At 55.1% G+C, this 22,822-nt stretch carries 16 protein-coding genes; 8 read left to right on the top strand and 8 right to left on the bottom strand.

Annotated features, from left to right (window positions below; translation table 11 throughout):
- Positions 1-31 precede the first annotated feature (31 nt).
- The 5 genes from AC27KL_RS02235 to AC27KL_RS02215 all read left to right on the top strand — a co-directional run bounded on the left by AC27KL_RS02235 (position 32) and on the right by AC27KL_RS02215 (position 7,543).
- On the top strand, positions 32-730 hold the full coding sequence (locus AC27KL_RS02235) for a class I SAM-dependent methyltransferase (protein ID WP_487168651.1): 699 nt from the start codon (positions 32-34) through the stop codon (positions 728-730).
- 37 nt (positions 731-767) lie between these two features.
- Complete coding sequence (locus tag AC27KL_RS02230; protein WP_487168650.1) at positions 768-1,616, top strand: glycosyltransferase family 2 protein; 849 nt, start codon at positions 768-770, stop codon at positions 1,614-1,616.
- A gap of 188 nt (positions 1,617-1,804) precedes the next feature.
- Entirely contained in the window at positions 1,805-2,029 is a 225-nt protein-coding gene (locus AC27KL_RS02225) for a hypothetical protein (RefSeq protein ID WP_036709509.1), read from the top strand.
- Positions 2,030-2,196: 167 nt separating this feature from the next.
- Positions 2,197-5,979 carry a stalk domain-containing protein gene (locus AC27KL_RS02220; RefSeq protein WP_487168649.1) on the top strand — a complete coding sequence of 1,261 codons (3,783 nt, stop codon included), beginning with the start codon at positions 2,197-2,199 and terminating at the stop codon, positions 5,977-5,979.
- A 364-nt stretch (positions 5,980-6,343) separates the two neighbouring features.
- Positions 6,344-7,543, top strand: coding sequence for a multidrug effflux MFS transporter (locus AC27KL_RS02215; RefSeq protein WP_487168776.1), 1,200 nt, complete (start codon positions 6,344-6,346; stop codon positions 7,541-7,543).
- An 84-nt stretch (positions 7,544-7,627) separates the two neighbouring features.
- On the opposite strand, the gene AC27KL_RS02210 is transcribed toward AC27KL_RS02215, so the two are convergent.
- The 6 genes from AC27KL_RS02210 to AC27KL_RS02185 all read right to left on the bottom strand — a co-directional run bounded on the left by AC27KL_RS02210 (position 7,628) and on the right by AC27KL_RS02185 (position 14,327).
- Complete coding sequence (locus tag AC27KL_RS02210; RefSeq protein ID WP_487168648.1) at positions 7,628-8,956, bottom strand: 6-phospho-beta-glucosidase; 1,329 nt, start codon at positions 8,954-8,956, stop codon at positions 7,628-7,630.
- 47 nt (positions 8,957-9,003) lie between these two features.
- Positions 9,004-9,996 carry an N-acetylglucosamine kinase gene (locus AC27KL_RS02205; RefSeq protein ID WP_487168647.1) on the bottom strand — a complete coding sequence of 331 codons (993 nt, stop codon included), beginning with the start codon at positions 9,994-9,996 and terminating at the stop codon, positions 9,004-9,006.
- Positions 9,997-10,008: 12 nt separating this feature from the next.
- Complete coding sequence (locus tag AC27KL_RS02200; RefSeq protein WP_339323063.1) at positions 10,009-11,007, bottom strand: LacI family DNA-binding transcriptional regulator; 999 nt, start codon at positions 11,005-11,007, stop codon at positions 10,009-10,011.
- Positions 11,008-11,137: 130 nt separating this feature from the next.
- Positions 11,138-12,532, bottom strand: a complete 1,395-nt coding sequence (locus tag AC27KL_RS02195; RefSeq protein ID WP_339323064.1) for an ABC transporter substrate-binding protein — start codon at positions 12,530-12,532, stop codon at positions 11,138-11,140.
- Between the two features lie 56 nt (positions 12,533-12,588).
- Positions 12,589-13,473 carry a carbohydrate ABC transporter permease gene (locus tag AC27KL_RS02190; RefSeq protein ID WP_339323065.1) on the bottom strand — a complete coding sequence of 295 codons (885 nt, stop codon included), beginning with the start codon at positions 13,471-13,473 and terminating at the stop codon, positions 12,589-12,591.
- Positions 13,470-14,327: a carbohydrate ABC transporter permease gene (locus tag AC27KL_RS02185; protein ID WP_487168775.1), complete on the bottom strand. Its 858-nt coding sequence runs from the start codon at positions 14,325-14,327 to the stop codon at positions 13,470-13,472. The genes AC27KL_RS02190 and AC27KL_RS02185 overlap by 4 nt, the downstream gene beginning before the upstream one ends.
- Before the next feature lie 441 nt (positions 14,328-14,768).
- On the opposite strand from AC27KL_RS02185, the gene AC27KL_RS02180 reads away from it, so the two are divergent.
- Together AC27KL_RS02180 and AC27KL_RS02175 are read left to right on the top strand one after the other, a co-directional pair.
- Positions 14,769-16,178: an MATE family efflux transporter gene (locus tag AC27KL_RS02180; protein ID WP_487168646.1), complete on the top strand. Its 1,410-nt coding sequence runs from the start codon at positions 14,769-14,771 to the stop codon at positions 16,176-16,178.
- A 190-nt stretch (positions 16,179-16,368) separates the two neighbouring features.
- Complete coding sequence (locus AC27KL_RS02175; RefSeq protein ID WP_487168645.1) at positions 16,369-17,082, top strand: DsbA family oxidoreductase; 714 nt, start codon at positions 16,369-16,371, stop codon at positions 17,080-17,082.
- Between the two features lie 90 nt (positions 17,083-17,172).
- Here the strand turns inward: AC27KL_RS02175 and AC27KL_RS02170 are convergent, their stop codons facing one another.
- Positions 17,173-18,228, bottom strand: coding sequence for a serine hydrolase domain-containing protein (locus tag AC27KL_RS02170; protein WP_487168644.1), 1,056 nt, complete (start codon positions 18,226-18,228; stop codon positions 17,173-17,175).
- Positions 18,229-18,468: 240 nt separating this feature from the next.
- Between AC27KL_RS02170 and AC27KL_RS02165 the strand changes: the two genes are divergently transcribed.
- Positions 18,469-20,847, top strand: coding sequence for an Ig-like domain-containing protein (locus AC27KL_RS02165; protein ID WP_487168774.1), 2,379 nt, complete (start codon positions 18,469-18,471; stop codon positions 20,845-20,847).
- An 82-nt stretch (positions 20,848-20,929) separates the two neighbouring features.
- Here AC27KL_RS02165 and AC27KL_RS02160 read toward each other — a convergent pair whose 3' ends face one another.
- The gene (locus tag AC27KL_RS02160; RefSeq protein ID WP_487168643.1) at positions 20,930-22,702 is read right to left on the bottom strand and encodes a hypothetical protein; all 1,773 of its coding nucleotides are present in this window, start codon (positions 22,700-22,702) and stop codon (positions 20,930-20,932) included.
- Positions 22,703-22,822: the final 120 nt, after the last annotated feature.

Here is a 22,822-nt window from a genome sequence, read left to right as displayed (position 1 = left end):
TTTCGACAATCTTCAGGTCAGGAGAGTGGCTATGCACCGTTTCTGGGAAAAGGTCATCAAACCGGTGATGATCGCCGCGCAGCCGGCGCATATCGTTGAAATCGGATCGCTGACGGGACTGAACACGTTCAAGATTCTGGATTATTGCCATCATACCGGCAGCAAATGCACGGTCATCGATCCTGCTCCGCAATTCGATGCGGATCTGTTGTCAAATTATTATGGGGAATCGTTCCGAATGGTCAAGGATTTCAGTTTGCAGGCGCTCCCGAAGGTAGAGCCCTATGACATGATCCTGATCGACGGCGACCATAACTGGTATACCGTATATCATGAGTTAAAGCAGGTGGAGCATATGGCCCTTTCGGCCGGCGCATTTCCCGTCGTCATGCTGCATGACATCGATTGGCCGTACGGACGGCGGGATATGTACTATTTTCCCGAGAGCATTCCGGCGGAATACCGCAAACCCAGCGCCATGCAAGGGGTGGAACCCGGCAATCCGCTGCTCGTGCCCGGCGGAGGCTTCAACCATATGGTCCATAACGCCATATTCGAACATGGGGAACGCAACGGCGTGTTGACGGCCGTCGAGGATTTTTTGAAGGAAACGGCGTTTGACCTGTCTTGGCATACTTTGCGTTCGAACAACGGCCTGGGGATCATGCTGCCTGGCGATACGCCGTACGGGCGGGTGATTCCGTTTATTTTAAACACATCGGGATTGTAGGCCATCCGTTCACATTAAAAAAAAGGGGGCGTTATCGATGCCGCTTACCTCGATCGTCATGCTCACCCGTAACGGTCTGGACCTGACGCGAAGATGCGTTGAAAGCGTAATGCGCCATACGGAAGAGCCGCTTGAATGGATTGCCGTGGATAACGGCTCCACGGATGGAACGCTGGAATTTTGGAATTCGATGGAGGACGTCAAGCTGATCGCCAACGCGGAAAACCGGGGGTTCGCCGCAGGCAACAACCAGGGCATGCTTGAGGCTTCCGGGGATTTTATCCTGCTGCTCAATAATGACACCGTCGTAACGCCGCGTTGGCTCTCCGGTTTGTATGCCGGGCTTTTCCGGGACCCTGACATCGGCATCGTCGGGCCAGTTTCCAATCATGTGGCTCCGATCCAGAGAGTTCCCCACGCAGAGTGGCCGACGCTTGAACATCTGGACGCTTATGCAGCCAGACGGCAGCAAGAGCAGGCAGGCTCCGGCTTTTACGCGCATAAGCTGGTGGGCTTCTGCATGCTGTTCCACCGTCGTTTGCTGGAGCGGATCGGCGGCTTTGACGAGCGTTTTTTTCCGGGCAACTACGAGGACGACGACTTTTCCATCCGGGCCCGCATCGGCGGCAAACGGCTGTGGGTCGCGCAGGATGTTTTTATCCACCATGAAGGGCAAGGGACGTTCGCATCGAACCGGCTCGACTACAAACGCTCTTCGCTGGCCAATGCCGAAAAATTCAGGGCCAAGTGGAGCACCGGATTATCGGCGCCCGAGATGGATTGCTTGGGTTATAATCCGTCCGACATCGTGGCGCGCGAGCCTTTTTTCATCCCGGAAAAGCATTTCGTCCCGCTTGGGGATCATACCCCTTCAAGGAATGAATAGGGGCCCGCGCCTGTCGAAAGACCGGAGCCATTCCCGCGAGGGGGAGGGTTCCGGTTTTTTGCGTGTATAGACCGATTTTCCCGGATTTTGGCGAAAATTTCATGTTCGTGATGCAATAGACAATATATACCATATGGGTTATATTGGAATATATATTATGTGGTGCGCACGACGGGAGGCCTTGTTCTTTGGAGAAAAAAGTCACGGTTCTGATCAGCTTTATTATCGGATTTATGCTCATGCAGCTGTCATCGGAAGAGCCTTTGTCCCTTTTCAAAACCTTTTTCGGGTCCGTTACCAAAATCGAGCCCTATCTCATTTACCTGCTGCAATTTGTCGGACTCATTCTGGTCATTTGGTCGATTTATCTGGCCTTTAACGAGCTGGTCAAGCTGCATAAAAACAAATCCTGAAAACAACAAGCTCTGCCTGGCCGGCAGGGCTTTTTTCTGCTGCGTTTCGGCTTTGGAAAGCCAGGGCATTTGGCCGATATATTTTTTTCGGGATGGAAAACATTTCAACCCGTTCTCCCGTCAAATAAGTGTAGCCTTTTTTACACAAAACCAAGAGGAGGAGAACCGTGAAAAAGCTTTGGATTATGCTCGTGGCCGTGCTGATGGTCGTTTCCTTGTCCCTTCCGGCTGCAGCGGTGCAGGCGGCGGCCAAACCGAAACCGATCAGCGTATACGTCGACGGGGTGAAACTGAACCCGCTGCAGCCGCCCACAATGACCAAGGGCCGGACCATGCTGCCGATGCGGGCCATTTTTGAGGCGTTTGACGCCAAGATTCTGTGGAATCAAAAAACAAGCACGGTCACGGCCATACGCGACGACATCACGATCGTGCTGAAAATCGGCGCCAAAACGGCGACGGTGAATCAGCAAAAGGTGACGCTTGACGTGCCTGCGCAAAACTTGAAGGGAACGACCATGGTGCCGGTCCGGTTCGTCAGCGAGACGTTGGGCGCGCAGGTGCTGTGGAATCAAAGCACGCAGACCGTCAACATCGTCACTTCGGACACTGCCGTGAATGCCGTTTCTTACGTGACCGCGCGCGTCATCGGGAAAAACGGCGACGGCCGCGACCTGGAGGTAAGCTTTCCGAAGGTCCAACGCGAGACGAACGTCAGCGAATACCGCGTCCTGATCGTCAAGTCCGCAAACGCGTACGGGTATACGCTGTCCCAGGCGTTATCCACCGGATACTATACCTCGGTGCGGCCGACGGGCAACGATTTGGCCATCAACCTGTCCGGGCAATCGCGGGACGTCACCGGCGAGCTGCTGCGGGCCAATCAGCCTTACAACGCCTATGTGCTCACGGTAGCCAAAAAGGGTGCCAGCGCCTTGTCGGGCATATCTCCAACCGTCACGCTGTCGACGGCTTCGCCCGTAAACGCGGTCTCCGGCGTCAAAGCGGCGGATGTCGGCGATTACGGCGACGGACGGGATATCTCGGTCAGCTTTAATCAGCCACCCAATACGGCCAACATCCAGAACTACCGGATCATGGTCGTAAAGACCAAGGATGCCGGCAGCTTCAATCTGAATACGGCTAACAACGCGGCAAGCGCCAATTATACGACAGTAAACAAAACAAACGGCTCCACGATTACGACGACTTTAAGTTCGGGCGCCAGGGATACTTCCGGGGATTACATTAAAAACGGCGTTTCTTATACCATTTTCGTGCTTTCCGTCGCAAGCGGCAGCAACGCTTCGAACCAGCTTTCCGCGGGTTCTCCGTCGTTTTCGCTGGCATCGAATCCGATCGCCGCTCCTGTCATTACCAGCGTGCAGGACGTTGGCAATTACGGCGACGGCCGCGATCTGAACGTGCGGTTTAACCGCTCTTCCGACGAATCCCGGATCGGCAGTTACCGGATTTTCGTCGTCAAGGACAGCAAGGCGGGAAGCTTCTCGCTATCCGATGCAAGGAACCTGTCGAGCTCCTATTATACGGAAGTCGGCAAAACGGGTAACAACATCAGCAAAACCTTGTCCTCCGGGGCCAGAGACGTAGACGGATCGCTGATCAGCTCCGGCGTCGCCTACCGCGTCTTTGTCATGGCGGTGGGAACGGGAAGCTACAATGGCAACTACGCGCTTTCGGCGCCATCGTATGCCGTCGTGCTGTACGGGAATTCCGGAGGTTCGGACGTTTATGCCGCAACGAACGTCGGCGTCAGCGACGTATCCGATTACGGCGACGGCCGCGATTTGCGCGTTTCGTTCAACCGGGCCGCGGATGAAAGCAATCTCTACGGCTACCGGATCATGGTCGTTAAAGCCTCCGACGCTCCTTATTTCAGCTTGTCGGATGCAAATAACGTTTCCAGCTCGAACTACACATCCGTCGGCAAAACGGGCTATAACATTACGAAAACCCTCGCTTCGGGCGCCAGGGACGTGGATGGACATTCGATCCGCAACGGGGTCAATTACCGCGTATTCGTGCTTTCCGTGGGAGCTTACGGATCCAATGCGTTGTCTTCGTATTCTGCGTCTATTACTTTGACGGGGAACTCAAACGTATATCCGGCGACGAACGTGTCCGTCAACGATGTCGCCGACCACGGCGACGGCCGCGACCTGCAAGTTTCGTTTACGCGGGCTGCGGACGAAAGCAACTTGAGCGGTTACCGGATTATGGTTGTAAAGTCCTCCGACGCCAATAGTTTCAACTTGTCTAAAGCCAACGCCGTTTCCAGTTCGAACTACACGTCCGTCGACAAGACGGGATATAACATCACGAAAACCCTCGCCTCGGGAGCCAGGGACGTGGACGGACAGTCGATCCGCAACGGGGTCAGCTACCGCGTGTTCGTGCTTTCGGTAGGGTCGTACGGGACAAATGTGCTGTCTTCGAATTCTTCGGCCATCACGTTGGCGGGGAACGCGAGCGTTTATCCGGCAACGAACGTGTCCGTTAACGACGTTGCCGATCACGGCGACGGCCGCGACCTGCAGGTTTCGTTCACGCGGGCAAATGAGGAACAAAATATCAGGGAATACCGGATCCTGGTCGTCAAAGATTCGGATGCCGGCTACTTTACCCTGGCGGATGCCTTGGCCGTATCCGGCTCGAATTATACGGCCGTCAGCAAAACCGGATCCAACATCACCCGCACGCTCGCCGCGGATTCGAAGGATGTCAACGGCCGGTTGATTCAAGGCGACACCAAATATAAGGTATTTATCCTGTCCGTAGGAAAGGAAGATGCCCATGCATTGTCCGCTCCTTCCCAGGCAATCGGTTTGTCGCAGACCTTTACGGTGGGACCGGCCAAAAACGTGGCCGTGAAGGATATCGGTGACGCGGGCAACGGCAGCGATTTGCAGGTCACCTTTACCCGCGCGGACCACGACGACGACGTGTCCCAGTACCGGATCATCGCCGTAAAGTCCAGCGAAGCGGGAAGCTTTAACCAAAAACTCGCGGCCAACCTGGGTTACTACAAAGCCGTGGAAAACGGCAATAAAGGAAGCTACGAGGTGGTCTTGGACGACAATGCCAGAGACTCCGACGGCCATTTCATCCGTAACGGAATATCGTACAAAATTTTTGTCCTTTCCGTCGGAAACCACAACAATTATGCGCTGTCTGCCGCTTCCGAAGCCATCACGCTGGATACGCTGCTCCCGGTTTCCCCGGTCAAAGAGCTGAGCGCGACGGATGCCGGAGACGAGCATAACGGAAAGGATCTGAAAATCTCGTTTACCCGCGCCGATCACGAAGCCAATATTAAAGAGTACCGGATTTTCATCGTGCCAGGGTCGAAAGACCTTAACCTTGAAAACGCGTTGGCGTCGGGTCAATTTACGAAAGTTCAGGTCGGCAGCGATTTTAGCGGGGCGATGAGCGATTCGACAAAGGATACGGATAATAAACCTTTGGCCGAGGAGAATCCTTACAAAGTTTATGTGCTGTCCGTGGCCAAAACGGGAACAGGCGCGCTGTCCAATCCTGTGGAGGTCGTTTTAAGGGATCTGACGCAAGTTCCAACGAATATTACGGCAAAATGGGCCGATGGCGGGATCGATGTCTCCTTCAAAAAGCCGGCAAACGAGAGCCAGGTTCAAAAATATGCCGTGATGGTCGTCCCTGCGTCTTTAAAGGATTTTACCCTGAAGACGGCGACGGCAAAAAGCATCGACTCGAACATGAAATTCATTAACGTCAATGAAGAGTACGCCGTCACATTTAAGGCGGACGATACCGACGTAGCGGGAAACCGTCTAAGCGATAAAAATTCCTATTATGTCTACATCCTTAGCGTCGGGGAAAAGAAAAGCGTGCTGTCCAACCCTGTTTCGATTGTCAAAGCCGATGCGAAAGCAACGATTCAAGGAAAAAAATAACCTTTCAAGAGCGCATTCGAAAAAAATGCCGGGTCCATGGGTCCCGGCATTTTTGCGTCTTGTGAAAGGGAGAGGGGCGTGTTTCATAAAGCGCGGTTCGGATTTGCCAATGCATGCGTGGAAGCCGGATTTGCAATTTAGGGTTCTTTTTCGGAAGGGAAATGAGCTACAATAGATGGATATGAACACGGGGAAGAGGGGGCTCGGCCCTCCGGGCTTGGCAGAAATGCGGGGCGCCTATGTTGTAACAGATTCAAAGGAGGAACAGTGACATCCTATGAGCAAACCATTAACGACGCGATCGGATCGAAGCGGCGGTCAAGAAGAAACGCTGACTGTGCGCCCGAGCGCAAGCAGGCTTTGGATGATAATCATTCTTGGGGCATTATCCGCTTTCGGTCCTTTTTCGCTGGACATGTATTTGCCTTCGCTGCCGATTTTGGCCGAAACGATGCATACGACGACGTCGCTGACGCAGCTCAGCTTGACTTCGTGCCTGATCGGGCTTGCGGTCGGACAACTGTTTGCCGGGCCGCTGAGCGACGTGCGCGGGCGGCGCATTCCGCTGTTGGCCGGCATGGTCGTATACGGCTTGTCCTCTTTGTTATGCGCGTTCAGCACGTCCATCGAAATGCTGATCGTGCTGCGATTCATTCAAGGGATCGCCGGTTCGGCCGGGATCGTCATTTCGCGGGCCATCGTCAGGGACATGTATTCGGGCTCGGAACTGACGAAATTTTTCTCCATGCTGATGCTGGTGAATGGCGCAGCCCCGATCCTGTCGCCGATCGTGGGGGGACAGCTCCTTCAGTTCACCTCTTGGCGCGGCGTGTTTATCGTGCTGGCGGGGATCGGTATCGTGATGCTGTTGGCGGTTTTTTTCGGCCTTCCGGAGACGCTTGCCGTAAGCAGACGTTCCAAAGGCGGTACCGCCAATACGCTTAAAACCTTTGGCGTTCTGCTGAGGGACCGCAAATTCATGGGGCTGGCGTTAAGTTCGGGATTCATCTCCGCCGCCATGTTTGCTTACATTTCGGGTTCGCCGTTCGTGCTGCAAAATATTTACGGGGTAAGCCCGCAGGTATTCAGCCTCATTTTTGCCATGAACGGCATCGGCATTATTATCGCGGGGCAAATCACGGGACGGCTCGCCGGAAAGGTAAGCGAAAAAAAGCTGCTTGTGACCGGCATTGCCTTGGCTACGGTCGGAGGCATGGCGCTTCTGCTGCTGCTTGCGGTCAAAGCACCGATCGCCGCGGTGCTGCCGCCGCTGTTTATCGTCGTCTCCTGCGTCGGCATCGTCGGCACGGCCGGGTCGTCGCTGGCTTTGCAGGATTACGGCCATGCCGCCGGCAGCGCATCGGCGCTGCTGGGGCTTCTGTCGTACATTTTCGGCGGGATCGTCAGCCCTTTGGTCGGTCTGGGCGGCAGCACGTCGGCGCTGCCGATGGGGCTTGTCATCGCCGGGGCGGACGTATGCTCGATTTTGTGCTACCTGCTGCTGGTTCGAAGCTCGATCCATCCGGCCAAGACGGCGGATGCAGCCCCAACTGTGAATCAATAATGAATATAAGAAAGAGACTGCCGCGGCAGTCTCTTTTTTTGCATATATTTCATTAACAAGTTTCGGAGGCGGCTATGCTGAAAATCAGGAAATGCCCGTCTCCGACGCTTTAAAAAATTGCGGCAAATACGCTTTGTTCGCTTCCAGCATTTCATCCAGCATCTTGATGGCGACTTCCACCGAAGGCACCAGCGGATGATGCGCCAGCGCCTGAATGGCAAGGCCCCGGTCGCCGGTGACGGCGGCCTCGATGGCAAGGCGTTCGTACGTTTTCACCGCATGGATCAAACCCGTCGCCATCGGCGGGATCTTGGTTAACGGCAGCGGCAGCGGGCCGTTTTGGGTGACGACGCAGTTCACTTCGATGCTGGCGTCGTCCGGCAGGAAATCGATGATGCCCTGATTGGCGACGTTCAATGTCTGGATGTCGTTTTTGCCGTTGTAAAGCGAACACATCAGATTCACGGCCGCTTCGGAATAAAACGCGCCGCCGCGCTGTTCCAGCTGTTTCGGTTTCTCGTTCAGGTCCGGGTCGTTGTACAGCTCGAACAACTCCTCTTCGACGCGTTTCACGACTTCGGCACGGTTTTCGCCTTTATGGAAGGATTCCAGCTGCTCTTCGAGCATGGCGTCCGTCATGTAAAAGTATTTCAAATAGTAGGAAGGCAGGGCGCGCAGCGACTGGAGAAACTCGGGATTCCATTCCCTTGCCGGGACGTTGCTTGCGCTGTAGCCGGCGGTGTCGGCAAGCAACTCATCCAGCTTGTCTTCGCCGTTGACATCGACGCGAGTCACCCAGTGCAGATGGTTCAGGCCGACGAATTCGGCATAAACCCGGTCCGTAGCGACGCCGTATTTGGCCGCGGTCCGCTTGATCAGCCCGATCGGCGCGTTGCACAAACCGATGCTGCGCACGTTCGTGTGCTTCAAAATGGCCTCCGTTACCATGCCGGCCGGGTTGGTGAAGTTCAGCAGCCAGGCATTCGGTGCCAGTTCTTCGATGTCGCGGCAAATGTCGAGCAGCACCGGAATCGTCCGCAGCGCCTTCATCATGCCTCCGGGGCCCGTCGTTTCCTGTCCGATGACGCCGTATTTGAGCGGAATGGATTCATCGCGTCCGCGCGCCTCCAGCATGCCAACGCGCATCTGCGTGCTGACGAAGTCCGCGCCCCGAATCGCCTCGCGGCGGTCCAACGTGAGATGGACTTCGATCGGAAGGCCGGATTTTTCGACCATGCGTTTCGCCAAGTTGCCGACGATGTTCAGTTTGCGCTTGCCCGGCTCGATATCCACGAGCCACAGCTCCCGGACGGGAAGCTCGTTGTAATGCTGGATGAAGCCCTCGACGAGCTCCGGCGTATAAGAAGATCCGCCGCCGATGACGGCGATTTTGAGTCCTTGTTCAGATGCCATGTCTGCACGCTCCTCACATGAATGAAATGGATGGATTCAAAAAGGGATTACCTTGTTGCTAACGGAATCTGCTCGAAGTCGCGGAAGGTCCGCATTTGTTCATACGCCTCCAGGCTTACCGAGGTCCCGTCGGCTTCCATGGCCGACCAGACCGCGCCGACGACAGGTTCCGTGGATAACGTAACGATCGTTGCGTTCGGAGCCGTGCCGGCAACGGCCTGCTCGATTTTGCCGCGAATCCAGCCGCGGTCGCCCCTTGTTAGCAGACTTCCTGCCAGCACGACGTCAAACGTGTCGTTTTGCATGCCCAGCCGGCGAATGACCGCCACCGCTGATTTTCCGAGCTCGATCCCCTGGTGCGAAAGAATCTCCAAGGCTACCGCGTCGTCCTCGGCGGCTGCTTCGAACAGCAGCTTGGCGGCGTGCACGGGCACATGCTTCCCATGGTCCTGAAAGTCGTCGAACATGTCGCCGACGTTGTCGTATCCCAGGAATCCAAGCAGCAGCGGCGTCAATTTGGTCGGCTGCTCGCGCCCGTCCCAGGCCCGGATGACGGACCGGAAGACCTCGATATTCAGCGAACCGCCGCCGCCGAAATCGCCGTACATATAATCGAAGCCGCCGACTTGGACATGCATGCCCGCCGGGTTTCGCCCCGCGGCGTTGGTTCCGGTGCCGCAGATCAGCGCAACGCCGTACGGGCGGTTCGTGCCGGCCCGAAGGCCGATCATCGTATCGCAATTAATGGTATAGTTCCGGGTAAAGCCGATGTCCTGTATAAGCGGATGCAGGATGCGGTAATCCGCTTCGCGGTCCGCCCCGGCGAGCCCGAAGTAGGCATGCGACAGCTGGCTTTTCGCAAGGCCGGCTTCGCTTAGCGCGCCTTCGGCGGCTTCGCGGATGCTTTGCGCGGCAAGGCTCCGGTCAATCTGATGATTGCCGTTGCCGCTGACGCCTTTGCCCAGCACGTTGCCGCGTTCGTCCGTCAGCAGGGCGTAAGTTTTGGTTCCTCCCCCATCGATTCCCAAGTAGTAAGCCAATGGTCGTCACTCCTATTGATTTGTCGTTGCGGCGGTGGATTCCCTGATGATCAGTTCAGGATTGATTTTGACGTTCGATCCGCGTTTCATCGTGCCGTCCATCCGTTTCAGCAGCATATCCGCGGCAGCCAGGCCGATCCGGTCGGCAGGCTGGCGGACGGTCGTGAGATGAGGATGCAGCTGCGAAGATATTTGCTGATCGTCATAACCGACGACGGCAACCTGATCGGGCACGCGGATACCTTCTTCCATCAAAGCATTGACGACGCCAAGCGCAATGTTGTCGTCGCCCGCGAAGACGGCGGAAGGGAGCTGTCCTTCGCGAATCCATCTGCGGCACGTCTCGTAGCCAAAAGCGATTTCGAATTCGCCGGTAACCATTTCGAACGGCTGGATGCCTTTTTCCTCAAGCGCCTGCAGAAAACCGCTGCGCCGTTCCTTCGTACTGCGGAACATTTCCTGTCCGCTCAGGTGCGCGATCCGGGTATGTCCGAGGTCGATCAGATGCTTCGCCGCATCGTAACCGCCTTTGTAGTTGTCGATCGTCACGGAAAAAGCGTCGTTTTCGGGCTTCTGGTTGTCGATCAGAACGTAAGGAATATTGCGGCGCTTCAGCTCCACGATATAGTTGTCCTCTTCCATCGGCGACAGCAGGATCAGGCCGTCGACGCGGTCTTCCTGAATCAGGTAATGGGCTTCGTCGGAGCCGATGCCCGTCGAGACCGAGACGGCAAGAAAATAGCCGTGTAGGGCAAGCACCTCGTTCAGCTCCTTGACGACGGCGTCGAAGAAGGAGTCCTGGAGCGTGGTGACGATCAAGCCGACGATCCCTGTTTTGCCCCGGGCGAGGCTGCGCGCCGCGGCGTTGGGGCGGTAGTCGAGCTCCTTGATCGCGTCAAGCACTTTTTGCCTGTTTTTCTCGCGCACCGATTCGGCGCCGTTTAATACCCTGGACACCGTCACAACCGACAATCCTGATTTTTTGGCAACATCAAATATACTAACCTTCATTGTTTTTATTCTCCTTGCGGCAGATTTTCCGTACATTTTATATCAGCTTAACATTAGTATACATGGACGAAAGGCCGCCGCGAAGCGAAATTAACAGATACCGTCCCGGTTCCGGGACGGCACTTCCTATTTATTTGCGTTTGATGATTTCCATGACCTTTTTCTGCACCGTCGGCATGACTTCTTCTACGGTTTTATGCCCCGTATCGAGCGGCTGCATCTCGTTGATGAACATGTCGTTGATTTGCGAATAGTTGGTGATCAGGTGGTTGTAGGATTCGAAGCCGTATTTCACCGCGCCTTCGTATACCTTTTTCACGTCCGCCGGATCGATCCCGTCAAAATGCTTGTAATAGGCTTCGGCCGCCTTCGTATTGACCGGAGGGTTGCCGCCGCTCAGTTCGATCGATTTTTCCTGGACTTCGTCGCTGACCAAATATTTGATCCACTCGAATGCTTCCTTCGGATGCTTGGAGCCTTTCAGGATAAACAGCGGATCGACGAACAGCACGCTGCGCACCTTGTCGTTCCCGCCTGCCGGCACGGCCGCGACGCCGACCTTGAACGGGAAGTCGTTTGAGCCTGCCAGGTTCCAGGAGCCGCCGATGCTCATCCCGAGCTTCCCGGTGACGAAGGCATCGCCGTTTTGCCCGGCGACGCTTTTGCTCCATTCGGTCGTCGGGGATACTTTGTCTTTAAAGATCAGACCGTACAGCTTGTTATAGGCCGCGATGACTTCCGGCGAGTCGAAACGGGTTTCGGACGGCACGCCGCCGTTGGTCCAGGTATCCTGGGAGTATGGCTCGACGCCGAAGTACAGCGGGCGCATGTCGCGTTCGGACCAGGTGAAATCGACGCCGTATTGCGTTTTGGCGATATCGTCGGAGACGTGGGTCAATTTTTTCGCGTCTTCCACCATTTTGTCGAACGTCCAGCTCTTATCTTCGTAATCGCTTGGCGGATAAGGCACGTTGGCTGCATCGAACATATCCTTGTTGTAGAGCATCAGCGTGACGTACATATTGACCGGAATGCCGTATACATGGTCCTTGATGGTGTAGATGTTCATGAGGTTTTCCGGGATGTTGTAGTCGGATGCCTTGAACCCGTCTTCTTTAATGATGTCGTTCATGTCGAGCAGCATGTCTTTGTTGTAGTATTCCGCGAACCCGCCGTAGCCGTAGTGGCTCGTCACGTCGGGCGATTTGCCGCCGGCGATCATCGTTTGCAGCTTGCTGTCGAACTGCTCGTAAGGGGCTTTTTCCACTTTGACCTTGATGTTCGGATGTTTGGCCTCAAAATCCGGAATCAGCTTTTCGATAAAGGTGCGGTCTTCCGAATCGATGGTGTAATGCGTAATGGTGACCTGACCGCCGGATGAAGCGGTTTTGCCGGTATCCCCATCGCCCGCGGGAGCGACGTCGACCGCCGATTTGCCGCCGCCGCAGCCGGACAGCATCAGAGCCAACAGCGTGGTGCTTGCCAGCAGAAGCGTAAACGTCTTTTTGATCCTTTTCCTTTTCATGAACGGTATCCCCCATCTATTCAAGAGTCGATGCCGCCCCTCTGGCGGCGGGGCCTTTACTTGATGCCTGTGAGCACGATTCCTTCCACGAACCGTTTCTGCGCGATGGCGAACAAGGTGACGATCGGCAGCATGGCGAGCACGGAGGCGACCATGAGCAGATGCCACGGCGGGATGCGGAAACGCGACGAGGTGAAGGAAGACATGCCGACCGGAAGGGTGAACTTATCCGATGAGCTTAAGTAGAGCACGGGCGTCAAAAGATCGTTCCAGCTGTAAATGAAAGCGAAAATCGCAACGGTCGCAAGCGCCGGGCCCGAAAGCGGGAGGGCGATTTGCCGCCACATGCGCAGCTCGCTGCAGCCGTCGATGCGTCCCGCGTCGAACAGCTCTTCCGGCAGCGTGGAAAAAAATTGCCTGAGCAAAAAGATGTTGTACGCCGAGCCGAAAAAGGCGGGCACGATCAGCGGCAAAAACGTATCCAGCCAGTTTAGCTTGGAAAAGAGAATGAACTGCGGAATCATGATCGCCGGGTAAGGGAGCATCATCGTGCTGAGCATCAGCATGAACCACAGGTTGTTGCCCTTGCCCCGGTACCTCGCGAAGCCGTATGCCGCCAAAGCCGACGACAGCAGCGTGCCTACGACGGTCAATACGCCGATGATCAGGCTGTTCATGTACATCTGGCCGAAGTTCAGCGTTTCGAAAATTTCCTTATAGTTGCTCCACTGCCACGATTCCGGCAAAAAGCTCGGCGGAAACTTCAGCAGCTCCTTTTTCGATTTCAGCGAGGTGGAGACCATAAAGAACAGCGGCAAAAGCATCAGAAAGGTGGTGACGATCAGGGCGATGAAGCTGGCGATGCGCACCCCGTCGATTTTGCGCCTGGACCGGATCGGCGAAGACGGCGCTTGGGGGCCTGCAGCCGGGATCGTACTCATTTACGTCCGCCTCCTTCGTAATGAACGAATCGGTTCGAAAATTTCATGATCAGGGCCGTGAACAGCATGACGACGATCAGCAGCACCCACGCCAGCGCGGAAGAGTATCCGGCCCGGTATTCCTTGAAGGCGCTGGTGTACAGATTGTACACGTAGAACCAGGTCGAGTAGTTTGGTCCCCCTTGGGTCATGACATACGCTTGGGTAAACACCTGGAACGAGTCGATGATTCCCATGATGAGCTGGAACAGCAGCACCGGCGAGATCATCGGAAGCGTCACGTTCAGGAAAATCCGGAAGCGTCCCGCACCGTCAAGCTTGGCGGCTTCGACGAGACTGGCGGGCACGCCCTGCAGTCCCGCGAGGAACAAAATCATGCCGGAGCCCGCCGTCCAGAAGGACATGATCATCAGCGCGTACAGCGCGTAGTCGGGGCTCATGAGCCATGCCGGGCCTTTGATGCCGAACCAGGACAGCACGTAGTTGAACAGGCCGATCGAAGGATTGAAAATCCAGTACCACAGCAGCGACATCGCCACGCCGGAGACCATGCTCGGAAAATACATGGCGGTACGGAAAAAGCCGCGGAACGGTATTTTCTGGTTGAGCAGGAGCGCAAAGCCGAGTGCCAATAACAGCTGGATCGGCACGCTGATGAACGTATACCGCACCGTCACCACGACCGATTTCCAAAACAGATCGTTATGCAGCATTTCGGTGTAATTGGCGAGTCCGACAAATTTCGGCGGGTGAATGATGTCATAGTCCGTGAAGCTGTAATAAAGCGATGACAGAATCGGATACAAGGCGAACACCAGGAACCCGATCAGCCATGGAGAGATGAAAAGGTACATGTACAAGGTCTGCCGCCGGCTTTCGCGGTGAGTCACGGAAACACCAACCTTTCTTTTGAATTAAAATTATAACGCTTTAACTTTTGGGATAAACTTTACTTGATTGTGTTAGTTTTTATACGGGTAGTACACTACAAAAGTTAAAGTGCTTTAATTTTTGATGCGGCCCGATGACCTTATCATAGAGGATGGTTTTCCAATTATCAACACTTTTTTTGCTGTCGCTGTAAGCGCTGCCTTCGGCGCTGCGGGCAGGTTTTGTCCATGCATGCTCCAAAAGGCCGCAGCGGCGCGATTTTTCATGGTTTTTCCAAGCAACCGTTTTCCTGAAAATTGTTAGAATGAAATTTGGATGAAAGGAATGTAATCTCATGAAAAGTGTGCTAACATACCATTGTTTTCATTTATTTTACTTTTAGGAAGCAAGGTGATTTCTGACTTATGACCGCACATTCGATGGATTTACAAGAACGGTCAGAATCCACACGTCTCAGCCTTGTGCGTTTAACCTGGCCCATCTTTCTGGAACTGTTTTTGTTCATGCTGATGGGGACCGTGGATACGTTTATGCTCAGTTCGGTTTCGGATGACGCCGTATCCGGGGTAGGGGCAGCCAACCAGATCATGTCGATCGCCATTTTGGTGCTCGAAGTGATCGGAACCGGGGCCTCCATCGTCGTCGCCCAATATTTGGGGTCCAGGAAAAAGCTTGAAGCCGCGCAGGTCACGGGAAACGCGCTGACGCTGAACCTTGCGGTCGGGCTGATCCTGAGCGTCGTGTTTATCGCGTTCGGAGGTTTCATGCTGCGGCTGCTCAACGTGCAAGGGGATATATTTGAATATGCGCACTCGTATATGAGAATCGTCGGGGGCGGGATTTTCCTGCAGGCGCTGATCAATGCGCTGGCCGCTACGATTCGCACGCACGGCTTTACGAAAGAAACGATGGTCGTTTCGTTTTTGATGAACCTCATCCATGTCGGCGGCAACTACGTGCTGATATTCGGGCACTTCGGTTTTCCCGCGCTGGGCGTGGAAGGGGCCGCGATATCGACGGTATTCAGCCGGTTCATTTGTTTCGGCATGTTTTTGTGGCTGCTGTACCGGATCATGGAGGTGCGGGTCGAGTGGCGGTTTTACGTCCGCTTATCCAGGGACTACGTCCGCAAAATTCTCGGCATCGGCATTCCCTCCGCGTTTGAAAGCATCGTCTACCAGAGCTGCCAGCTCGTTTTTACGATGTACGCGACTTACCTGGGGGCGGAAGCGATGGCAACGCGCCAGTACGCCAACAACATTTCGATGTACATTTATTTGTTCAGCATGGCAATCGGCATGGGGACGGCGATCATCGTCGGCCATTACGTCGGTTCGCGCCGCAACCAGGACGCCTACGCGCGCGTGTTTCAAAGCGTCAAATGGGCGCTGGCCGCGACCGTGGTCATCGATCTTGTCGTGATCGCGTTCCGCACCCCGCTGATGAGCCTGTTCACCGACAACCTGGCCATCATCCGCATGGGGGCCCAGGTCATCCTGCTCAGCATCGTGCTGGAGACGGGGCGGACGGTGAACATCGTCATCATCAACTCTCTCCGCGCGTCCGGCGACGCCCGCTTCCCGGTATACATGGGGCTGATTTCGATGGTCTGCATGTCGCTGCCGCTCGGTTATTTCCTGGTGTTCCGCCTGCATCTCGGCCTCGCCGGCGTGTGGCTGGCGATTGCGGCCGACGAGTGGACGCGCGCCGTCATCATGTTTTTCCGCTGGAAAAGCCGGGCCTGGGAGCGGCATGCGCTCGTACCGCCCGCGGAGCAGGAACCGGCGCCTGCGGCGTCGCCGACGACGGGGTAACGGCGGAATACGGACAAAGGGAAGATGGTTTGCTTTCCCGGGTTGCGGAAACCGAACCTTCAGTATATAATGTATATAAAATAGTTACAGTTAGACGGCAGGAAATCCTGCCTTTCTTTTTGGATCATTCTGTGTATAAAAAAGTATCAGTTAGTCGAACCTAAGCGTACCACTTTGAGGAGGATGACAAATGAAAGTTGAAGTATGGTCCGATTTTGCCTGCCCGTTCTGCTACATCGGAAAACGCCGTTTCGAAGCGGCGCTGGAAGGCTTCGAGCATAAAAACGAAGTGGAAGTGGTGTTCCGCAGCTTCGAGCTTGATCCAAGCGCGCCGCGCGATAACGACAAAGACATGCACGCGATTTTGGCGTCCAAGTACGGCATGAGTTATGAACGCGCCAAAGAGATGAACGACAACATGACCGAGCAGGCGAAAACGGTGGGGCTGACGTACCGTTTCGATACGATGAAGCCTACCAATATGCTGGATGCGCATCGCTTGACGCATTGGGCGGGCGAGTTCGGCAAACGTTACGAAATGACGGAGCGGCTCTTCAAAGCTTACTTTACGGATTCGGAGCATCTGGGAGACCGCGGGGTGCTTGCGCGCCTGGCCGGCGAGATCGGACTGGACGCGAAGGCGGCGGCCGACATGCTCGAAGGCGAAGCCTATAAAACGGAAGTCCGCGAGGATGAGGACCAAGCGTCGAAGCTCGGCATCACCGGCGTGCCGTTTTTCGTCGTGAACCAAAAATACGGCATTTCCGGCGCCCAGCCCGAGGAAGTGTTCGCGAACGCGCTGAACGAAATATGGAAGGAAGACCACCCGCTGAAGATGGTGGGCGGTTCCGACGATTTGGCGTGCCAAGACGGTTCCTGCGCGCTGCCGACGGACGACAAATAATAGGGTTAAGAAAATAGAAAAGGAAGCGGGTCCCGCATGCTTCGGCGAAGCTGCCGGCCCGTCTTCCTTTTTTTGCATGCGAAAATACGTTCAATGGATCGTTTTGGTCATCGCTTTGATCAGCTCGAAGCCGATGTCGTCGACGTGGTTTTTTCGCGGACGCAGAATGGAAAACGGCCCCAGCGCCAAGCTGCCGTTGTTCGCCAGCACGATCACCGCCATATTTTTCTCTTTATGGAAACCGATAAAGCTGCTCGATCCGTACGTGCCGCCGTTATGCCAATGCACGCTGTCGTGGTAAACGCCGGTTCGGATCATCCAGCCCATGCCGGCTTCGCCGCCGCGGCCGAGCCGGTGTCTCGGCTTCTGGGTTTCCTTCATGGCCGCCGTCACGGATGCGGCTCCCATGCCGACGTTGGCTTTGACGAACTGCAGCAGATCCCGGACCGTGGTCCGCAGCCCGCCTGCCCCCGCCAAGACGCCAAGATCCCAGTGGGGGACGGATTTGCCATTGGCCGTATATACAGGCAGGAGCCTCTGCTGCTGATCCGATTGGAGACGGAATGCCGTATCTTCCATAAACAGAGGCGCGCATATTTCTTCGCGAACAAGCTCCTCGAGGCTTTGGCCCGTGCAGCGGGTCAAAATGTATCCGAGAAGCCCCACCCCCAGATTGGAATATTCGAATTTTCCCGGAGCCTGCGGTTTGCAGGCCAGCAAATCTTGGAGCAGATGTTCTTCAGCGTAGTGCTCGTAAGGATTCAGTTTGTTTCCGATGACGGCTTTCAAGCCCGCGGGCAGCCGGGGAAGTCCGGAAGTATGCGTTCCCAGCTGTTCCAGGGTGATGCGGCTGACCTCATGGTTCGAGGCGCATTCAGGTATGTATGTTCCGACGGTGTCTGCCAAGCCGAGCTTGCCGCGCCGTTCCAGAATGAACAGAAGCGTATTCGTAAAAGCCTTGGTTAGGGATCCGGCTTCGTATATGGCGGAAGCATAATCGAAGCCCGGGGATTGCCCGTGCCCCCAGCAGTACTGGTTGCCTTGTTCCAAAATGCCGATCGTGACGGTCAGCGGGGACCTTTTGCCAAAATGTTTTCGGACCAGCTCCTCGGCCAGCCTTGCGATGGGATGGTCGGTTGTGATCATCGTTGGCACCTCCATATCAATATAGACGTTAATTTGGATGGATAGTTGCCTGAAGCTTGGCTTTTCTACCGTTTTCAGCACGTAAAAATCGACGGTCAAAATTCGACGGATTCGCCCCATTTTTCGAAAAAAAACCGAAAAACATTCAAAAAACCTAATATTCGACGGCCGGATGGCCGATATGTGAGGTATGATATGTTTATGTCAATACAGAATTGGAGGGAATTAACATTGCAGAAGATGCTTCGGAAGATGCTTGTCATGATGCTTGTGCTCGTATTGTGCGTGGCATATTCAGGGGTCGGCATGGCTGCGAACACCGCTGCCGATTTGACCAAGCTGGTTCTATCGAAATCCCAGATTACGCTGGAGATCGGCGATTCGGCATCCGTGACGGCGACGGGCGTTTATAAGGACAATTCAACCGAAAATGTGACGATAAAAGCAAATTGGAGCAGTAAAAACAACGCGGTGGCCACCGTTTATAACGGCACGATTACCGCGGTAGGGGAAGGTACCTCGACGATTTCGGTCGTTTACGGCAGCGAAACCGAATCAGTGCAGGTCAACGTGACGAAAAAGGTCAAGGCGCTCACGAAAGACGTGCAGAAGCTTGATCTGAAAATGGGCGACAGCCCAACCATCCATCTGACGGCAACCTATACGGACAATTCCACGGACACGGATGCTTCGAACAAAGCGGACTGGACCGTGGACGACAGCAGCGTAGTTTCGGTCGTGAACGGCAAGGTGACGCCGATCGGTCCGGGCAAAGCGACCATTACGGCCACTTACGGCAGACAATCGGCGACCATTCCGGTCAGCGTGGAAGTGGTCAAACGCTTGGACCCAAGCACAACGCAGGTATCGATGCTGCTGAGCGAAAACAAACCGGTTCAAATTAAGCTGCAGGCTACATATCCCGACGGCAACGTGAAGAACGACGTGTCCGCGCAAGCCGAGTGGTCCACCAGCAACGCGGAGGTAGCGGACGTCATTAAGGGCGAAATTACCGCTTACGGCCCGGGAACGGCGACCATTACGGCCAAATACGGCACGCAGACCGCGACCATCCAAGTGGACGTCGACAAGGCGATCCGTTTGCAGGCAAGCGAGCAGAACATCTTCCTGCATGCCAAGGAGTCGCTGCCGGCTCCGATCAAGCTGGAGGCCGTGTATCCGGACAAAGGCACGGTAGACGTGACAAAAGATGCAACGTGGACTTCCAGCAACGAGCAAGTGGTATTCGTGAAACAGGGCGCGGTGACGGCCAATTCGCCGGGCACGGCGGTCATTACGGCCAAATACGGGGATAAAAGCGTGACGATCAACGTCGACGTCGACGTGCCTCGCCATTTGGATATGGTCGAGGACGTGGCTTTGAGCCTGTCCGGAAACAAAACGCATCAGCTTGAGCTGAAGGCAACGTATGCCAACGGCCAAACGGAAATGGTACAAAACAAAGCGCAGTGGAAATCCAGCAAGGAAGATGTCGTATATGTTTCGAACGGGCTTTTGACGGCCTATAAAAAAGGCGAAGCGGACATTACGGCGACTTACGCGGGCGTGAGCGTGACGACCCATGTCGCGGTAGACATGCCTCTGAAGGTCGAGCTTTCCTCGAAAAAGGTCTCGTTGAAAGTGAACGGAACGTACCAAGCCAGCATCGTGCTGGATTACGGCGCCAACAAACCTGCGGAGCAAGTCACGGATAAAGTCGAATGGAGCTCCAGCAAGGAAGACATTGCCAAGGTGGACGAAAACGGCGTCGTGACGGGCGTTGGAACGGGCACGGCGACGATTACCGCCAAATACGAAGGAAAAACGTATACGCTGATCGTTGAGGTAGGACTCGTCAGCGAATTGACCTCTCCGCAAAGCCTGATCATCCTGTCCGCCGGCGATAAGAAGAAAATCGACCTGACGGCGGTGGACGATCCGGAATCGCCGGACGGCTTGAACAAGAGAGCAACCTGGAAGTCGAGCAGCCCTTCGGTAGCCAGCGTGGACAGCGAGGGCGTCGTGACGGGCTTGAAGAGTGGGAAAGCGACGATTACGGCGGAATACGGCGGCAAGAAGGCCACCGTACAGGTTGAAGTCGACGTCATTTCGAAAATCGATGCCAGCGCTGATTTCCTCTTCTTGAAAACGGCCGGCAGCGCGAAGGACCAAACCGCAAACGTGGCCGTAACGGTAACGTTCAGCGACGGTTCCGTCAAGGACGTCAGCAGCAAAGCGGAATGGAAAACCTCGAACTATAAAGTGGCCACTGTCGTAAACGGCAAAGTAACGGCGGTCGGCAGCGGCAAAACGACGATTACGGCCAAATACGCCAATAAAACCGTCCGCATTCCTGTGGAAGTGGACGTCCTGAAATATTTGCAAACGAACGAAGTGAGCCTGAACATGAGCGTTGGCCAAACCTTCAATCTGACCGCAACCGCCACGTACAGCGACGGAAGCGAATCGGACGTATCGAAGCCTGCGCTCTGGAAGTCCTCGCGGATCCTGACCGCAACGGTAAAGGACGGCGTGGTGAAGGCGACGGGCAAAGGCAAAGCCACGATTACCGTTTCGTTCGGCGGCAAGTCGACGAAAGTGGTCGTCAATGTAAAATAAATAAACCTATATTCAAATTCTTGAGTTTCATTTTAATGCTCAAACGGGCGGCGCAAGAAATCATCTTGCGCCGCCCGTTTTTTTATTCCACGCGTTCCACGTCAAACACCGGGACATTGATCGGCTGATTCAGCGGATCTCCGCCGGGGATGACGTCTTCGAATTGATTGAACATTCCGACGACGGTCAGGCTCGTTCCCTCGTTAAACATGTAATCGCCGCGCAGCTTGATGTAAGAAGCGCCCACCTGCGCCAGCGCCTGGCCTTCTCCTCCGTAGACGATATAGCAGGCGAAGCTTACTTTTTCGTTCGGATGCGCAAGCAGATCGGCTCCGTCGATGTCGGTGTAATCCTTTTGGAAGCCCGCGAACTGGTAGTTGTCCCCTTGCCGCGTATAGACCGCGTCTTGCGAGGCGGACGCACTTCCGTCTTCGCCGACGCCCGCCGGGTTCGTCACAAGCAGCGAACGGTCGGGCTGCACCGCGTAACCGTCGGCTTCGAAGAAAAACAACGGCGTCATTTGGCTGCCGTGAACTTCGTATGCGGCATACAGCGCTTTTCGTGAGGCGGATTCGCCTTCGACGAGAAGGACCGGCGCCGTTTTCGTGCTGAGCGATTCTTCGATCGTAACGTTCCGGATGGCAACGTCGCCCGGAAATTCGCGTGTGCTCGCCGCCTGCACCGTCTCGTCCGCATTCATGACCGCAAAATAAATGGCGTTGCCGTCATCCGAGCCGATGGCATAAGCGCTGCCGCCAAACCGACTGCCCCCGCCGCCGAAATGGCTGAAATTGGCCGTCTGGCCGACGAGCTGCAGCAGACGGAGCGGGTCATGGGCGGTCCAGGCCAGCCTTGCCTTTTTCACCTCATCCGATGTGTCCCGGTAGGCGGATAACGCTTCATAAAGGGCAATCGCCCCTTCATAATCGTTGTTTTTGATTTTCCGCTGCGCCGAGGTCAGCCATTTTCGGATTTGCCGATCGATTTCCTTCGTCAGGCTGGACTTGATTCCGGCGCTTTGGACGTAAGACTCGTAGGTTTTGGCGTGAAGCGCGTAATTGGCCGGCTGGTCTCCGTCCACATCCTTTTTCAGAATCATCCGGGAGAGCTCTTCCGTTTTGCTTTTGACCCATGGCGCCTGGATCTTCCGCCCTTCATACTGATCCATCAGCGTTTGCGAATAATCCAGCAGCTGGGCGAATTTTCCGCTTCCGGCGAGCCGGGACATCAGCTTTTCGTCGAAATCTTTGAATTTGGCGCCAAGCTGCTTGGTTTTTTCGTCTGCTCCGCCATAAAACGCTTCGGGAATCGCCTGCAGGTTCCACTTAGCGCCGGCTTCGTCCGTGAGCCCTTGATTCAGCTGCTGCTCCAGCTGGCCGTAAAACAAGCCCTTGAACTCTTTGAAATAACGCGTGATATCGTCCGAAATGCCGTAGCCCGCCGAAATTTTGGGATAAACGGCCGCAAACCGTTTTTCCGCGTTCATGAACTTGTTCCGCGCGTCCTGGAATTCGCCGTAAACCTGAAGAAAGCCGGTAAAATCCTGGCTGGAACCCGCGCGTTCCACGCGCCCGTCCAGGCGGGCAAGCATTGCTTTCATCTCCGTAACCGGCGCGAGCTCGTTCAGGCGTTTTTGGATCAACGCTTCTTTGTAATGAAAGGATCGGTTGTTTGCCGCCTTCCGGTACCACTCCTCCGCTTGTATGAGGTTGTTTTCCCGATAGTAGCGCTCCGCCTCGTCGACCCATGCCATTTTGCGCTTCATGTCGATCCCTTTGAACGCGATCAGGACCAGCATGGCGATGCAAAGCAAGATGAGAATATGCCTCAAGGTCAGCACTTGTTTTATTTTCATTTGTGGACGGCCCCCCAAGCTCCCTCTAAAATTCTCCTGATCATATTCCGATATTAATAGAATGTAGCATTTTTCGAATGTACGTCAAATGGCAAGCATTTCGACAGGTTAATTTGATAT

It is taken from the genome of Paenibacillus sp. YAE3 (genome assembly GCF_057546105.1).
The sequence above is the reverse complement of the archived record's forward strand: the minus strand, read 5'-3'. Positions and strand labels throughout refer to the sequence as shown.

Excerpts from the sequence above, each read along its gene's own strand:
- AC27KL_RS02235 (WP_487168651.1), top strand. The coding sequence starts at position 32 with ATGCACCGTTTCTGGGAAAAGGTCATCAAACCGGTGATGATCGCCGCG.
- AC27KL_RS02230 (WP_487168650.1), top strand. The coding sequence starts at position 768 with ATGCCGCTTACCTCGATCGTCATGCTCACCCGTAACGGTCTGGACCTG.
- AC27KL_RS02215 (WP_487168776.1), top strand. The coding sequence starts at position 6,344 with ATGATAATCATTCTTGGGGCATTATCCGCTTTCGGTCCTTTTTCGCTG.
- AC27KL_RS02210 (WP_487168648.1), bottom strand. The coding sequence starts at position 8,956 with ATGGCATCTGAACAAGGACTCAAAATCGCCGTCATCGGCGGCGGATCT.
- AC27KL_RS02200 (WP_339323063.1), bottom strand. The coding sequence starts at position 11,007 with ATGAAGGTTAGTATATTTGATGTTGCCAAAAAATCAGGATTGTCGGTT.
- AC27KL_RS02195 (WP_339323064.1), bottom strand. The coding sequence starts at position 12,532 with ATGAAAAGGAAAAGGATCAAAAAGACGTTTACGCTTCTGCTGGCAAGC.
- AC27KL_RS02190 (WP_339323065.1), bottom strand. The coding sequence starts at position 13,473 with ATGAGTACGATCCCGGCTGCAGGCCCCCAAGCGCCGTCTTCGCCGATC.
- AC27KL_RS02185 (WP_487168775.1), bottom strand. The coding sequence starts at position 14,327 with ATGTACCTTTTCATCTCTCCATGGCTGATCGGGTTCCTGGTGTTCGCC.
- AC27KL_RS02180 (WP_487168646.1), top strand. The coding sequence starts at position 14,769 with ATGACCGCACATTCGATGGATTTACAAGAACGGTCAGAATCCACACGT.
- AC27KL_RS02175 (WP_487168645.1), top strand. The coding sequence starts at position 16,369 with ATGAAAGTTGAAGTATGGTCCGATTTTGCCTGCCCGTTCTGCTACATC.
- AC27KL_RS02170 (WP_487168644.1), bottom strand. The coding sequence starts at position 18,228 with ATGATCACAACCGACCATCCCATCGCAAGGCTGGCCGAGGAGCTGGTC.
- AC27KL_RS02165 (WP_487168774.1), top strand. The coding sequence starts at position 18,469 with ATGCTTCGGAAGATGCTTGTCATGATGCTTGTGCTCGTATTGTGCGTG.
- AC27KL_RS02160 (WP_487168643.1), bottom strand. The coding sequence starts at position 22,702 with ATGAAAATAAAACAAGTGCTGACCTTGAGGCATATTCTCATCTTGCTT.